The 13,244-nt window shown below is 43.4% G+C and carries 10 protein-coding genes and 1 other annotated feature; of the genes, 5 read left to right on the top strand and 5 right to left on the bottom strand.

From position 1 onward, the window contains the following. Positions 1–141 (bottom strand): hypothetical protein, encoded by a 141-nt coding sequence (locus tag OSJ91_RS20505; RefSeq protein WP_350299727.1) that lies wholly within the window; start codon positions 139–141, stop codon positions 1–3. Between the two features lie 310 nt (positions 142–451). On the opposite strand from OSJ91_RS20505, the gene rpsD reads away from it, so the two are divergent. Then, positions 452–1,054, top strand: a complete 603-nt coding sequence (rpsD, locus tag OSJ91_RS20510; RefSeq protein ID WP_063232686.1) for a 30S ribosomal protein S4 — start codon at positions 452–454, stop codon at positions 1,052–1,054. Between the two features lie 97 nt (positions 1,055–1,151). Here the strand turns inward: rpsD and tyrS are convergent, their stop codons facing one another. After that, complete coding sequence (gene tyrS, locus OSJ91_RS20515; protein ID WP_350299728.1) at positions 1,152–2,408, bottom strand: tyrosine--tRNA ligase; 1,257 nt, start codon at positions 2,406–2,408, stop codon at positions 1,152–1,154. A 66-nt stretch (positions 2,409–2,474) separates the two neighbouring features. Then, positions 2,475–2,691: a binding site (T-box leader), on the bottom strand. Between the two features lie 148 nt (positions 2,692–2,839). Between tyrS and OSJ91_RS20520 the strand changes: the two genes are divergently transcribed. Further along, a complete protein-coding gene (locus tag OSJ91_RS20520) occupies positions 2,840–5,863 on the top strand; it encodes a transglycosylase domain-containing protein (RefSeq protein WP_485890325.1) in 3,024 nt (1,007 codons plus the stop codon). Between the two features lie 131 nt (positions 5,864–5,994). Here the strand turns inward: OSJ91_RS20520 and acsA are convergent, their stop codons facing one another. Then, the gene (gene acsA, locus OSJ91_RS20525; RefSeq protein WP_101223490.1) at positions 5,995–7,713 is read right to left on the bottom strand and encodes an acetate--CoA ligase; all 1,719 of its coding nucleotides are present in this window, start codon (positions 7,711–7,713) and stop codon (positions 5,995–5,997) included. A 337-nt stretch (positions 7,714–8,050) separates the two neighbouring features. Here acsA and OSJ91_RS20530 point away from each other — a divergent pair, with 337 nt between their 5' ends. The 3 genes from OSJ91_RS20530 to OSJ91_RS20540 are packed head-to-tail and all read left to right on the top strand — an operon-like array spanning position 8,051 to position 10,534. Further along, entirely contained in the window at positions 8,051–8,683 is a 633-nt protein-coding gene (locus tag OSJ91_RS20530; RefSeq protein ID WP_034309235.1) for a GNAT family N-acetyltransferase, read from the top strand. Between the two features lie 26 nt (positions 8,684–8,709). Continuing rightward, positions 8,710–9,360, top strand: a complete 651-nt coding sequence (locus OSJ91_RS20535; protein WP_214748659.1) for an acetoin utilization AcuB family protein — start codon at positions 8,710–8,712, stop codon at positions 9,358–9,360. Continuing rightward, complete coding sequence (locus tag OSJ91_RS20540; RefSeq protein ID WP_350299731.1) at positions 9,353–10,534, top strand: acetoin utilization protein AcuC; 1,182 nt, start codon at positions 9,353–9,355, stop codon at positions 10,532–10,534. The genes OSJ91_RS20535 and OSJ91_RS20540 overlap by 8 nt, the downstream gene beginning before the upstream one ends. A 90-nt stretch (positions 10,535–10,624) precedes the next feature. Here the strand turns inward: OSJ91_RS20540 and ccpA are convergent, their stop codons facing one another. Both ccpA and OSJ91_RS20550 read right to left on the bottom strand, forming a co-directional pair. Continuing rightward, a complete protein-coding gene (gene ccpA, locus OSJ91_RS20545) occupies positions 10,625–11,629 on the bottom strand; it encodes a catabolite control protein A (protein WP_350299732.1) in 1,005 nt (334 codons plus the stop codon). A gap of 382 nt (positions 11,630–12,011) precedes the next feature. Next, complete coding sequence (locus tag OSJ91_RS20550; protein WP_101222960.1) at positions 12,012–13,088, bottom strand: bifunctional 3-deoxy-7-phosphoheptulonate synthase/chorismate mutase; 1,077 nt, start codon at positions 13,086–13,088, stop codon at positions 12,012–12,014. Positions 13,089–13,244: the final 156 nt, after the last annotated feature.

Raw genomic sequence — 13,244 nt, forward strand, 5'->3', positions numbered from 1 at the left:
TTAAAGGGAGCGGCAATCCTTGCCTGCTCCCTTTTCCATTACAGGCCCTATGTACATGTACCCGGTCCTTCCTGAATTCTTCGCAATATATAACGCTTCATCGGCCCATTTGATATTTTTCTCCATAATTTTTGTATTCATTATCTCATCATAACGCTTACAATGAAAAAACCTTTTTTAAATTTACCTGCTGCGATTCTCTTTATCTATTCCTTAATTAATTACAACTGTCCTTGACTCATTGAGCCAAATATTATACAATACTCCTTGTGTAAAATATTGCAGCCTATGTGACAGCCTTTATGTTCTCATTTTGTTCCTCAATACAGAGGTGTATCTCGTAACTCTCTGCTGCTAGGGCGAAGGTACATGAAAACAAAATGGTCATGATCGTACATTCACACGGTTTTTATTTTACCAAAATAAAAACATTTAAAGGAGGAGTCATCCTATGGCTCGTTATACTGGCCCAAGCTGGAAACTATCCCGTCGTTTAGGAATTTCCCTAACAGGTACTGGTAAAGAATTAGAAAAACGCCCTTATGCTCCAGGACAACATGGTCCTAACCAACGTAGAAAAATTTCTGAATACGGAATGCAACTACAAGAGAAACAAAAACTTCGTCACATGTACGGAATCACTGAACGTCAATTCCGTTCAATGTTCGACCGCGCTGGCAAACTTAAAGGTGTTCATGGTGAAAACTTCATGATTCTTCTTGAATCACGTCTTGACAACCTAGTTTACCGTCTTGGTTTAGCTCGTACACGTCGTCAAGCACGTCAACTTGTTAACCACGGTCACATCACTGTAGACGGAAGCCGCGTAGACATTCCATCTTACAAAGTGTCCCTTGGACAAACAATCGCAGTTCGTGAAAAATCACGTAACTTCTCAATCATTAAAGAATCAGTTGAAGCAACTAACTTCGTTCCTGATTTCCTTACTTTCGATGCTGAGAAATTAGAAGGTACTTTCACTCGTTTACCAGAACGTTCTGAATTGCCTGCTGAAATTAACGAAGCTCTTATCGTTGAGTTCTACTCTCGTTAATAACTTCAAAAAACCCCATCCTTGGATGGGGTTTTTTTTGCACCTAAACACCCCTGCACGAGAAAGCCCGGCTGTGATTCAGCCGGGCCTTGAACAATCATTTCACTAATGTATATTTCTTTTTGCCGCGACGAACTAGGATGAACTCCCCTTCAATCTTAGAAGCTTCCGTCACTACATATTGCAGATCAGTCACTTTCTCCCCATTTATGGAGATTGCCCCATTCTGAATATCTTCCCGAGCTTGACGCTTTGATGGCGAAATTTTCGCTTCAACGATTAAATCGACCAAACCGATATCTTCCTTGCTTTCACGTTCGAAGCTAGGGACATCTTTGAAGCCCAATTTGATTTCCGCCGCACTTAAATTCTTCACCTCTCCGCTGAATAGGGCGGCAGAGATTTTGATAGCCTGGTCAAGAGCTTCCTGACCATGAATCAAACGGGTCATTTCTTCCCCTAAAGCTTTTTGCGCTTTACGCAAATGCGGTTCGTTTTGTACAGATTGCTCTAACTCTTCAATCACCTCACGAGATAGGAATGTGAAGAATTTCAGGTATTTCACGACATCAGCATCGGCTGTATTGATCCAGAATTGGTAAAATTCATACGGAGTCGTCTTTTCAGGATCAAGCCAAATTGCTCCGCCTTCCGTTTTACCGAATTTCGTTCCATCCGCTTTCGTTACGAGCGGGATCGTCATACCGAATGCTTTTGCATCCTCATCATTGGATTTCCGGATCATTTCCAGCCCAGTCGTAATATTGCCCCATTGATCACTGCCGCCAATTTGCAATTTACAGTTGTAATTGCTGTATAAATGGCCGAAATCAATTCCTTGTAAGATCGTGTACGCAAATTCAGTAAAGGAAATTCCCGAATCCAAACGGGAAGCAACCGTATCTTTTGCCAGCATGTAGTTAATGCCGATGTATTTCCCGTAATCACGCAAGAACGTGACCATATCGATTTTTCCTATCCAGTCATAGTTATTGACCATGACCGCACCATTTTCACCTTCGAATTCAAAGATGTGGGATAGCTGCCCTTTTATGCAGTCGGCATTATAGAGCACTTTTTCCAGCGTTTGCAGCTGGCGTTCCTCTTTTTTACCGCTTGGATCACCGATAAGTCCAGTTGCACCACCCACTAATACAATGGGACGATGGCCGTGCTGCTGGAAACGGCGCAATGTCAAGAATGGCAATAGATGTCCGATATGCATACTATCCGCTGTTGGATCGACACCACAGTATAAAGAAATTTTCTCTTTTTCCAAAAGGTTCTTAAAACCCTCTTCATCCGTTTGTTGATAAATAATCCCTCTCCATTCGAGGTCTTTAAGCAATTCCATTGAATATTCCTCCTCCATCTTAGAAAAAATCCGCAAAAAGCACACAAAAACGCCCCTTCATAAATATGAAGGGACGAATGAATTCGCGGTACCACCCAACTTGAGGACATAATATGCCCTCCGCTCAAGACGAATAACGGTCGTCAACCGTTTCCTGCTACTAATCATTTCACAGCAAATGCTCCAGGAAGTAATTCATCATACCATTTGTACCGATTTCCACTAACCACCGGCTCTCTGAAACAGGGATAGTCTGACTACTGGGTCCTATCATCGCGATCATTTAATCATTTTATTGTTGTTAATAAACTTTTATCATACATAAGAACCCTTGTCAACCTACCCTTACAGATTATAGAAAAATAAGAAAGATGCCCTTTCCCCTACCTGTTGTATGCTATAATATATGTGATTTCAGGGGGTATGATACGATGAATAATAATCAAAAAGATAGATTTCTAACAGTCTGGAAGCAGCTGACCAGTTTTTTTCAAAATGAAAAAACACATAGGAACGCGCGGGTTACATACCAAGTCATTTGGAATTTAACGCTGATCCTCATTATTGTCGGGATTTTAGGATTCTCATTCGCCGGCGGTGTCGGAGCCGGCTATTTCGCTGCCCTCGTCAATGATGAGCCGGTACGCTCAAAAGAAGATTTGAAAAAAGACATTTACAATTATGAAGAGACCTCTGAAGTATACTTTGCTGACGAAGTATACTTGGGCAAGCTTAAGAGTGACCTTGAACGTGAAGAAGTGTCCATCGATAAAGTTTCCGAGCATCTAAAAAATGCAGTCATCGCTACAGAAGATGAGTATTTTTATGACCATGACGGGGTTGTTCCGAAAGCTATCCTGCGTGCGATTTACCAGGAATTTTCGAATGCAACCGTCCAATCGGGAGGAAGTACATTAACACAGCAGCTCATTAAAAACCAGGTCCTGACCAACGAAGTATCGTTTGAACGGAAAGCAAAAGAAATCCTGCTTGCGCTCCGGGTCGAAAAATTCTTTGAAAAAGAAGAGATTTTGGAAACCTACTTAAACGTTTCCACTTTGGGACGAAATTCTTCAGGACGTAACATCGCTGGTGTCGAGTCCGCCGCTGAAGGCATTTTTGGCGTGGAGGCCAAAGATCTGACACTGCCCCAATCTGCGTTTATCGCTGGATTGCCGCAAAGCCCTTTCGGATATACACCATATACCCAGAAAGGAAAACTGAAAGAAAATCAAGAGCCCGGCATCAACCGGATGAAAACCGTTTTAAAGCGGATGTATAGTAACGGATACATAACAAAAGAAGAATATGATAAAGCAAACACATATGACATAACAAAAGACTTTATCGGCAAAACGGAGATGCCATCCGAGAAATATCCATGGCTCACCTATGAGATCGAAAAACGCTCAATCGAAATCCTATCCGTCAGTCTGGCAAAAGAAGATGGATATGAAGAGAAAGATTTAAAGAATGATGATTTAAAAGCTCAATATCTAGCACTTGCCGACCGTAAGCTTCGACAAAATGGCTATAAGATTTATACGACCGTCAACAAAAAGATTTATGACAAGATGCAGGAAGTAACGAAAAACTATCCGAATTTCGGGTACGATAAACTGGCGCAAGTCCCCGACCCGGATACGAAGGAAATGAAGACCGTAAGCCAGCCCGTAGAGGCCGGAGCGATTCTTATCGAGAATAAAACAGGGAAAATCATCAGTTTCGTAGGCGGCCGCGATTTCAAGCGGGAACAGACGAACCACGCAACCGCATCATTGCGCTCAAACGGATCAACGATGAAGCCGCTGGTGATATATGGTCCAGGCATCGAGCTAGGCAAGATCTCGCCTGGCAGCGTATCGGCCAACGTGCCGATCTCCATTCCAACAGGCGGCAAACCGTGGAGTCCAGGAAACTATGGCGGCGGCAGCTATACGGGAGTATCGACTGCCCGCGAGGCCCTGAAGAATTCCTACAATATCCCGGCAGCGCTCTTTTACAAGAAAATAATCAACCTGAGTCCCGCTTCGTATTTGGAAAAAATGGGCTTCTCCACCGTGACGAAAGGGGATTACTCCAATCTTGCCTTGTCATTAGGTGCGATGGAAAAAGGTGTAACCGTTGAAGAAAACGTCAATGCATATGGCACTTTTGCCAATTCAGGAGAATTCATCGATGCTTATATGATCGATAAAATCGTTTCGAAAGATGGCAAAGTCATCTATCAGCATAAAGTGAAACCAGTGGATGTTTTCTCTCCACAAGCCGCTTACCTGACGCTTGATATGATGCGTGATGTCGTAAACAGCGGGACGGCGGCCTCAGTCAGGAACCGCCTTGCTTTCTCAAGCGATTGGGCAGGTAAAACCGGTACTTCACAAAACTATTGGGATGCCTGGTTTGTAGCCAGCAACCCGAATGTATCGTTCGGGACATGGCTCGGTTATGACAAGCCAAAATCCTTGCAAGGCACCTATAATGGGCTGGAATACAATAAACGTAATATGTATTATTGGGCAGATCTGATCAATGCCGCATATAAAGTCGACCCTAAACTCATCGACCCCGATAAGCGATTTGAAATGCCGGGCGGAATTGTCAGCCGTTCCTTCTGTGGCGTTTCAGGACTGCTGCCTTCAAGTTCATGCCAAAAGGCCGGGCTTGTCAAATCGGATTTATTCATTGCCAAATATGCTCCATCCAAGGCGGATGATAGTTTCATAGATGGACAATATGTATCAGTCGGCAGTAAACGCTACGCAGCCCTTCCGCAAACGCCTGGCGAATTCACAAGCGGCGGGTTCATGTTGAATCCCGATTCCTTTGCAGATATCGGATTGAAATATGTCAATGACCCGGGATCCGTAATTCCTGGAGCCGAAAAATCAGGAAATGTCGTCGGGGCGACAGCGAAATTGAATGATAATGGCAAAGCACCAGATCCCCTATCCATAACGATCAGTAACGATAAGATTACATGGGGCTTGCATGGCGAAGGAGATGTCGTCGGTTATCGTGTCTATAAAGACGGCAAAAAAGTGGCGAGCATCAATGCTGGGGAGAATCTTGTTTACAAAGTCGGCTCTGGCGGTTCCTATTACGTAACGGCCGTAGACATAGTCGGTAAAGAATCGGCCCCTTCTCAACGTGTTGAAAGCGGCGCTAAAAAGACAGGTTCAAAAGAAGATTCCACAAAAACTAAAGATGATCGCGGAAAAGATAAAATAGCTAACGAAGATAAAAAACCAGACTCAAAAGAAGAGAACGGTTCAGATAAAGAAAAAGAACCAGAAAAAGAAACGCAAACGGATAAAGATAAAGAGCCAGCTCAAGACAAAGAGCAGCAAAACAAAGAGAATACAGATCAAGAAAATCAAGAGACCGACAAAGAGCAAGACACAGTCAATGATAAAGAGCAAGACACGGGTAAAGCTGAAGAAGAGGAAGAATGACACTCTTTCTTGAACTTAAACAGGCTGTCGGTTCCCCGACAGCCTGTTTCCTTATAATCTCCCAAAAAGGCATCCATGGAAGTGACCATGGATGCCTTTTTCCTTTTCAATACTCAGTAAGACTAAGCTTCTCAATCCTCCATCGATGATAAATCACCAGTTGGCAGATCAAGTTCCCAAGCTTTCAAGACACGGCGCATGATTTTACCGCTTCTTGTTTTAGGAAGTTTATCCCTGAATTCAATTTCACGAGGTGCCGCATGTGCCGCTAGACCATGCTTTACAAATGTACGAATTTCCTCAATCAATTCATCGTTTGCCTCGTATCCGTCACGAAGGGCGATGAACGCTTTGATAATTTCCCCCCGAACCGGATCCGGCTTACCGATGACCCCAGCTTCGGCTACGGCTGGATGCTCGACCAATTTGCTTTCCACTTCGAAAGGTCCGACCCTCTCCCCTGCCGTCATGATGACATCATCAACACGGCCTTGGAACCAGAAATAACCATCTTCATCCATATAGGCGGAATCTCCTGAAACATACCAATCACCTGGCATAAAGTAAGATTCATATTTAGCTTCATTCTTCCAGACGGTCTTCATCATCGAAGGCCAGCCTTTCTTGATGGCAAGGTTCCCCATTCTATGCGGCGGAAGCTCGTTGCCTTGATCATCCACTATTGCCGCCTTCACACCTGGAATCGGTTTGCCCATCGAACCCGGTTTGATTTCCAGGCAAGGATAATTGCAGATGACCTGTGCCCCGGTCTCCGTCATCCACCATGTATCATGGATACGGTGATTGAATACCTTCATTCCCCAGCGCACCACTTCCGGGTTCAACGGTTCACCGACACTTAAAATATGGCGGAGAGAACTCAAATCGAACCGCTTAACGATTTCGTCACCTGCGCCCATCAGCATCCTGAAGGCAGTCGGGGCACTATACCAAACTGTGACACCAAAGTCCTCCAAGGTCTTGTACCAGGATTCAGGCTTGAACCGCCCGCCTACAATGACATTCGAGGTTCCTGTCAGCCAAGGTCCAAATATCCCGTAAGACGTCCCTGTCACCCATCCAGGGTCCGCTGTGCACCAATACACGTCCTCATCCTGCAAATCAAGGACCCATCTTGCCGTTTGATAATGTTGGATCATCGCATTATGAACGTGTAGCACTCCTTTAGGTTTGCCTGTGGAACCTGAGGTGTAGTGAAGAATCAGACCGTCATTCCGATCGACCCATTCAATTTCGAATTTTTTGTCGGCTTCTTTTAATTTTTTATTGAAGTTATGGTAATTTCCTTCTTCCTTTATATTTTCCCCCACCAAGAAAATATGCTTTAAATGGGGTAATTCATCCACCGGGACACGCGGCAAAAGTTCAGGTGTCGTCACTATCACACTTGCCTCACTATCTTCAAGACGATCCCTTATGGCGCCTTCCATGAAGGCTTCGAACAACGGCCCTACGACCGCTCCCGTTTTAATCGCACCCAACAATGCAAAATAAAGCTCCGGGGAGCGAGGCATGAAGATGAAAACACGATCTCCTTTTTCCACATTGGCAATGTTCTTGAACACATTTGCCGCTTGATTCGTATAATCTTTCATTTCCTTGAATGTATACTTTTCATTTCTTTTATCGTCTTTGTAATAAAGGGCCACTTTATTCTTTTTGTATGTTTCGACATGGCGGTCAATGGCTTCATACGCAAGATTCACTTTACCGGTTTCAGACCAGGAGAATTCCTTTTCGGTCTCAGACCAGTCAAACTTATTGTATTTTTCATCATAATTCTTTAAATTAAAATTACCTTCCACAACTGGTAACGCTTTCACATTCATACGACAAACTCCCCCTTCATTCGGCTCTATATTTTTATTATAGTATAAGAATCGAATTATCTCAATTTTTAAAATATTGAATACTTCCATATTAGGGAAATCCCTTCTTGGTGAATTTTGAAAGTTACTGGTATATGTTATGGTTAAGGTGAATCCATATGATGGCCGTGAAAGAAGAGGCACTGTAACAAAAGCGCCTTGAACTTTCTGAATTATGCCCCCCGTTTTCATGTATAATTTATGTAAGCTTTCCATTCGGTCAGTTTTTAAAAGCAATGCTTCTTATACTCCGGAATGCGAGAGTGTAAGATTACTATATAACAAAGGTGGTGAAAGAATGGAATATAGTAAGACCTTTTACACTAAGGAACTGCAGACATTAAGCGGAACGCTCATCATCGAGGGGCCGTTAAGCGGCGAAAAAATGTCAGCTTATGAGTTTCACGAAGACTTGGTCGCCTTTCGCCCGCCTGCTTTGCAGCATAAAGCGTTAATAGAGATTGCAGACTTGCCTGAGGGCAGGATCTTTATCGCCCGCGAAAATGAAACAATCGTGGGTTATGTAACTTACTTATACCCCGATCCCTTGGAGCGCTGGTCTGAAATCAAGATGGAGGACCTGATTGAGCTTGGTGCAATCGAGGTCATCCCTAAATACCGGGGTGCCTCCGTCGGGAAGAACCTAATCCGCCTTTCCATGGAAGACGATTCGGTTGAAGACTTCATCATCATCACCACTGAATACTATTGGCATTGGGATTTGAAAGGGACAGGTCTGAATATTTGGGACTATCGCAAGGTCATGGAAAAAATGATGAGTGCCGGTGGTTTGGTTTACTTTGCAACAGATGATCCTGAAATCAGTTCCCATCCGGCCAACTGCCTGATGGCCCGTATTGGCAAAAGGGTCCCGCCGGAATCCATCCAGAAATTCGACCAATTGCGTTTTATGAATCGGTTTATGTATTAAAGAGGCGAGTAAGAGGAGGAAGGAAAATGATTGTTGAAACAATAATGAATGAGGATATTATCACCCTCACTCCAACGGATACAATCCATAGCGCTGTTTTGATCATCAAGGAGAAGCGAATTCGCCATATCCCCATTGTCGATGACAGCTTTCAACTTGTGGGATTAGTCAGCGACCGTGATATTCGGGATGCTGCCCCTTCTATATTCCGTACCGAAGAATACAAAAATGATTTACAAAAACCACTGTCAAGCATCATGAAAACGGAAATAATCACAGGGCACCCACTGGATTTCGTGGAAGAAATCGGGGCTGTTTTCTGTGATAACAATATCAGCTGCCTTCCAATCGTAAAGGGAAGGAAGTTAGTGGGCATCATAACCGGTTCTGATTTACTTCATTCATACGTTGAGTTGACTGGAGTCAATCAGCCCGGTTCCCAAATCGAAATCAGAATCCCCGATAAGGCAGGTTCCCTTCATGATATTGCCCATATTTTCAAAAGGCGCAATACGAATATCCTGAGCACCCTTGTTTATCCTGAAAAAAATGGAACAGACTATAAAATTCTTGTAATTCGTGTACAGACGATGAATCCATTTATGGTGGTGGAGGATTTGAAGAAAGAAGGCTATACCGTTTTATGGCCTAGTCTACCGGGGATTTCACATGAATGATACATCCCTTTTCGTTTATTCGGATGAACTCCTTACCTACAAATTCAACGATGAGCATCCATTCAATCAAAAACGGCTTAAACTCACGCTTGATTTATTAAAAAAACACCATGCCATCAATGATGATCAAATTATCAAGCCCAGAATGGCAACCGATGCAGAATTGGAACTGATTCATGATCACCATTATGTAAACGCTGTCAGATTGGCAGGCCAGGGAAAGCTCCCCCCTGAAAAGGCTGTAAATTATGGGCTAGGAACGGAGGATACCCCTATCTTCCCCAAAATGCACGAAGCAAGTGCCTTGCTTGTAGGCGGTACCTTGACGGCTGTGGATGCAGTCATGACCGGTCAGTCCCTGCACGCACTTAATCTTGGCGGTGGCCTGCATCACGGTTTCCGCGGGAAAGCCTCGGGCTTTTGCATTTACAACGATAGTTCGGTCGCGATTAAATACCTGCAAAAAAAATATGGGGCGCGTGTCTTGTATGTCGATACCGATGCACATCATGGTGATGGAGTCCAATGGTCATTTTATGATGATCCGGATGTATGTACACTATCCATCCATGAAACGGGTCGCTACTTATTTCCCGGCACCGGCAATATTAACGAGCGGGGCCAGGGCAAAGGCTACGGCTATTCATTCAACATCCCGGTCGATGCGTTCACTGAAGATGAATCCTGGCTCGAATGCTACAGGGCTTCCTTTAAAGAGGTCATTGAATTCTTCAAACCGGATGTCATATTAACGCAAAACGGAGCCGACTCCCATTATTACGATCCGCTCACCCATTTATCAGCCACCATGAAGATTTATAGGGAAATACCAAAGCTGGCCCACGAAATGGCCCATAAGTATTGCGAAGGACGGTGGATTGCAGTGGGCGGCGGCGGATATGATATATGGCGCGTCGTCCCGAGGGCTTGGGCGAGGGTCTGGCTTGAAATGACGAATAATGATATATCAGGTCCCCTTTCAAAGGAATGGCTCGATTGCTGGCAGCCTGAGTCCCCTGTTCCCCTGCCGAATGAATGGGATGACATGGAGGATATATACGAACCCATTCCGAGGAAGCCTGAAATTACCGAGAAGAATGCCCTGACGCTTGAAAAGGTCCTTTATCCCATCAGGTCTAACAGGCAAACAACGAAAAGCAATGAACAAAGTTAACCAAAAGATCGTTGAAAAACGATCTTTTTTGTTCGGGCAAACATTAGAGAAACAAAAAGAGAGTGCCCTCGGGACACTCTCCAAACCAGTTTATTTCGTTGATTGACGGTTTTCAATCCGATGTGGCAGGATCACTTTTTCAAGACCTTCCTCCACTTGTTCTTTATTCATCAACTTTGTAAGAAGCCTCATCGCAACCGCACCAATATCATATAAAGGTTGAACGATCGTCGTGATTTGCGGACGCACCATCAATGTCAATCTCGTGTTATCGAAGCTGATCACTTCAAAGTCTTCCGGTACATTATACCCTTTGTCCTGAGCGGCATGGACAATTCCAAGCGCCATTTCATCAGCACCGGCGATGAATGCTGTCGGTCTGTCTTCAGCTTCCAGGTACTTTTCAAAAGATTCAATTCCTGAATCATATGTATAATCACCTTCAACGACATAACTTTCATCAAATGAAAGCCCAGCTTCTTTCAATCCTCGTTTATAACCAGTCAATTTCATTTCATTAATCAGCGCGGAAGGGTTTCCGCTTACAAAAGCGATATTCTTGTGGCCTTTTTTAGCGAAGAAGGTCACTGCGTCGAATGCCGCCGCCTCATAATCAATATTGACCGATGGAACTTGTCCGCTTTCATCCACCGAACCTGCCAGAACGATTGGAACAGGTGAATTCTTAAACTCTTTGACATGCTCATCAGAAATGTTGCCGCCCATGAATACGATACCATCCACTTGTTTTCCAAGCATCGTATTCAGCAAATGGAATTCCTTATCTATATTCTCATCAGAACTGCTTAGAATGATATTGTATTTATACATGGTGGCTATATCTTCTATGCCCCGTGCCAATTCTGCAAAAAAGATGCTTGAGATATCCGGGATGATGACCCCGACTGTAGTCGTTTTCTTTGAGGCAAGTCCCCTTGCCACTGCATTGGGACGGTACCCTAACTTCTCAATTACATCTGAAACTTTCTTCCTTGTTGCAGGCTTTACATTTGGATTCCCGTTAACTACGCGGGAAACGGTGGCCATGGAAACATTCGCCTCACGCGCCACATCATAAATGGTTATATTATTCATTCATCCATTCCTCCATTTCTTTCATTTTCCCCATAAAAGACCCGAATTATTTCGGAAAATAATCTTTTATGCGTTTTTCTCTATAAGGAAGATTATTTTAGGAACGATCTGCCTAACAAAAAATGCAGTCCTACTCTCTTCTCAGTCAAATATTCAATACCCTATTCAAGTATAAAATTCACATAGATATCACTTTATGTATGACTCAATCTTCCGAACAGTTCTCATTCTTGTTATTTATCATACGATAGTCGAATCTTTCCTGCAATCCAATAGTGCTCATTTCGAAGCTTTTTCTGCAAAAACAAGTATTTTACCATTAAAAAAAGCCCTTGCCAAGTTGGTAAGGGCCGTAAATAGATCATTTAAAGACTTTCTTAGCTTATACAGTTACCCAGTTCAAACGTTTAATTTCTTCGTAGAATTCATCAAATTGTTTGAAGTCCATTTGCTGTGCAGAATCCGATAAAGCAACGGAAGGATCTGGATGCACTTCAGCCATAACACCGTCAGCACCGATTGCAAGAGCCGCCTTAGCCGTAGGAAGCAGAAGATCGCGACGTCCAGTTGAATGCGTTACATCAACCATGACCGGTAAATGAGTTTCTTGTTTTAAAATCGGTACAGCAGAGATATCAAGTGTATTTCTTGTTGCTTTTTCGTAAGTGCGGATACCGCGCTCACAAAGGATGATGTTGCCATTGCCCTGCGACATGATGTATTCCGCTGCATGAATGAACTCTTCAATCGTTGCAGCCAGTCCACGTTTTAAAAGAACTGGTTTATTTACAGCACCTGCCGCTTTTAGCAAGTCGAAGTTTTGCATGTTGCGCGCCCCGATTTGGATGACATCGATATGATCGATCGCCGCTTCGATATCGTTGGCACTCACGATTTCACTGATTACAGCCAAACCGTATTCATCAGCAACACGTTTAAGTATTTGTAACCCTTCCAAACCAAGCCCTTGGAAGTCATATGGAGATGTACGTGGCTTAAATGCACCGCCGCGCATCAATTTCAAGCCTTTAGCTTTAATGACTTCCGCCACCGCAGCTGTCTGTTCATAAGATTCAACGGCACATGGTCCGAAAACGAAGCTAGGGATCCCGTTACCGACCAATTCACCCTTAATGTCGATGATAGTGTCTTCAGCCTTTTGTTTTCTCGACACAAGAAGCGTTTTCTTCTGATCATCTTTTTGTAGCTCCAAGCCCAATTTAAAGATTTCTTTGAAAATATGTTTAATCGAACCAAGATCAAGCGGTCCTTGATTATTGGCTTCGATAAGATCCAGCATTGTTCTTTCACGGACCGGATCGTAACGGTTTACACCTTGTTTTTCTTTAACGCGACCAATTTCCTGTACAAGTTCAGCACGTTGATTAATAAGATGTAATAACTGAAGGTTCACATCATCCAGTTGATTACGAAGTCCATCAAGCTCTTTGTTGCTCATTACAAATCCATCCCTTCGTTTTTTAAAATATAAATCGGTTCAGCAGACTCAAACTTATAAAATCCCATATGGATCCACCCCGATTGTTTTATCAATGAAAAATTTAGAATATTTCATGTATGATTAAATCAATTATAAATGAAGTGCCCATAAATG

It is taken from the genome of Bacillus sp. T-10(2022) (assembly GCF_056502895.1).

Coding starts and splice junctions, on each gene's coding strand:
- OSJ91_RS20535 (WP_214748659.1), top strand. CDS start 8,710: ATGATTGTTGAAACAATAATGAATGAGGATATTATCACCCTCACTCCA.
- OSJ91_RS20505 (WP_350299727.1), bottom strand. CDS start 141: ATGAATACAAAAATTATGGAGAAAAATATCAAATGGGCCGATGAAGCG.
- rpsD (WP_063232686.1), top strand. CDS start 452: ATGGCTCGTTATACTGGCCCAAGCTGGAAACTATCCCGTCGTTTAGGA.
- OSJ91_RS20540 (WP_350299731.1), top strand. CDS start 9,353: ATGAATGATACATCCCTTTTCGTTTATTCGGATGAACTCCTTACCTAC.
- OSJ91_RS20550 (WP_101222960.1), bottom strand. CDS start 13,088: ATGAGCAACAAAGAGCTTGATGGACTTCGTAATCAACTGGATGATGTG.
- OSJ91_RS20530 (WP_034309235.1), top strand. CDS start 8,051: ATGGAATATAGTAAGACCTTTTACACTAAGGAACTGCAGACATTAAGC.
- ccpA (WP_350299732.1), bottom strand. CDS start 11,629: ATGAATAATATAACCATTTATGATGTGGCGCGTGAGGCGAATGTTTCC.
- tyrS (WP_350299728.1), bottom strand. CDS start 2,408: ATGGAATTGCTTAAAGACCTCGAATGGAGAGGGATTATTTATCAACAA.
- acsA (WP_101223490.1), bottom strand. CDS start 7,713: ATGAATGTGAAAGCGTTACCAGTTGTGGAAGGTAATTTTAATTTAAAG.
- OSJ91_RS20520 (WP_485890325.1), top strand. CDS start 2,840: ATGAATAATAATCAAAAAGATAGATTTCTAACAGTCTGGAAGCAGCTG.